1 protein-coding gene is annotated in these 2,207 nt (G+C 41.4%); it reads right to left on the reverse strand.

Going from position 1 to position 2,207, the window contains the following annotated elements:
- Positions 1-2,207, reverse strand: a 2,207-nt coding sequence (locus tag ABDZ63_RS15765) for a peptidoglycan-binding protein (RefSeq protein ID WP_343785174.1), incomplete at both ends; no start/stop codon positions are given.

Genomic DNA, 2,207 nt, shown 5'->3' on the forward strand with positions numbered 1-2,207 from the left:
ATTCTCAGTATCGTTACCATAGTAGGTCGTTGGGTTTGTCCAATGAGAACCAAACCCTAGGTTATATAAATCCTCTTTCATTTCCTGAATTGCTTGGCTACTTTCACCCTGTCTCATAGAACTCGATTTAATCTCATCAATCTTGTTTAATGTAAATTCATTGATAGTTCCACTCGGAGCTAAACCATAAAATAATTGGAAATCTCTTACGACATTTTCTGTATCTGTCCCATAGTAATCAGTCGGTTCTGTCCAATGGGTGCCAAAACCTAATTCATAGATATCTTCTTTAATACGTTTAATTTCTTCGCTTCTCTGACCTCGCCTTAATAGATTGGAAGATTCCTCCTCAATCTTAGTTAAAGTGGTTTCATCAATTATACCATTGACCGAAAGGCTGTAATACGCTTGTAGTTGTCTAACGACATTTTCTGTATCTGTCCCATAGTAATCAGTCGGTTCTGTCCAATGGGTGCCAAAACCTAATTCAAAAATGTCTTCCTTAATTTTTTGAATCGCTTCACTTCGGTTACCGACTTGATATTCACTAGAGAGGATCTCCTCTATCTTCGCTAAAGTTGTTTCATCGCCCTCACTAGTTACCGGAATATCGTAATACGCTTGAAACGCTTCTACGACTTCAACCGTCCCCGGTCCAAAGTAAGTTGTCGGATTCGTCCAATGTGACCCAAATCCTAATGCCATTAAATCCTCTTTAAAGTCAACGACATCGGGTCTTCTTAGGCCATAAGCTAAAGGTGCATTTTCAATCTCTTCAATCTTACCCAACGTCACTTCATCGATTATACCGTTCTCAACTAACCCATTTGCTGACTGGAATTCCTTCACAACGGCTTCTGTATCAGTTCCGTAATACGAAGTTGGATCTGTCCAATGAGATGCATAACCTAGTTCAAAGATACGCTCCTTCACCTCTTGAATTGCGTCACTTCGGTTACCGGCTTGGTATGGGCTTGAGAGGATCTCCTCTATCTTCGCTAAAGTTGTTTCATCGCCCTCACTAGTTACCGGAATATCGTAATACGCTTGAAACGCTTCTACAACTTCAACCGTCCCCGGTCCAAAGTAAGTCGTCGGATTCGTCCAATGTGACCCAAATCCTAATGCCATTAAATCCTCTTTAAAGTCAACGACATCGGGTCTGTTTAGACCATAAGCTAAAGACGCACTTTCAATCTCTTCAATCTTACCCAACGTCACTTCATCGATTATACCGTTCTCAACTAACCCATTTGCTGACTGGAATTCCTTCACAACGGCTTCTGTATCAGTTCCGTAATACGAAGTTGGATCTGTCCAATGTGGTGCATAGCCTAATTCGAAAATACGTTGCTTTACCTCTTGAATCGCCTCACTGCTGTTACCGACTTGGTATGAGTTCGTGAGGACTTCCTCTACCTTCGCTAAGGTCGCCTCATCGCCCTCACTAGTTACTGGAATACCGTAATACGCTTGAAATGCTTCTACGACTTCAACCGTCCCCGGTCCAAAATAAGTCGTTGGGTTTGTCCAATGCGTGCCGAACCCTAATGCCATTAGGTCTTCTTTAAAGTCGACAACTTCCTCACTTCTAAACCCATATTTCAAATCGGTTTCTGAAGATTCTTGGGTTGCTAGTGTACTCCCCAATTCTTCCAGTTTCTCAAGGGTCACTTCATCCAAGATGCCGTTTACAGTTAACTCATTCGCTGCTTGAAATTCCCTAACCACTGCTTCTGTATCAGGACCATAGTATTCTGTAGGATTTGTCCAATGTGGAGCATAACCTAATTCAAATACCACTTGTTTGTGCTCTTGAATCAATTCACTACGGTTACCGACTTGAAATGGACTGGCTAGAACCTCTTCAATCTGATCTACCGTATCTTCATCTCCTTTACCTGTGACAGGTAACCCATAGTACGCTTGGAATTCTTTGACTACTTCGACCGTCTCTGATCCAAAATAAGTCGTTGGATTTGTCCAATGTGTGCCGAAGCCTAACTCTACTAATTTAAGCTTCATCTCTTGAATTTTATCATCACTATCCTGATACTCTAAAACTGAAGAAGTCGATTGAACATCTACATTACGAGTTACTTCTTTTGGGTCTTCATTTTCCTTTTCTTCCTCAGTTTCGTTAGACATTTCTTCGTCTTTGACTCCATCTGAATCTGAAGAGACTTCCTTGTCTTCAGTCGATGTTG

Origin of the sequence: Alkalibacillus silvisoli, assembly GCF_039521975.1 — a bacterium.
Lineage (GTDB): Bacteria > Bacillota > Bacilli > Bacillales > Alkalibacillaceae > Alkalibacillus > Alkalibacillus silvisoli.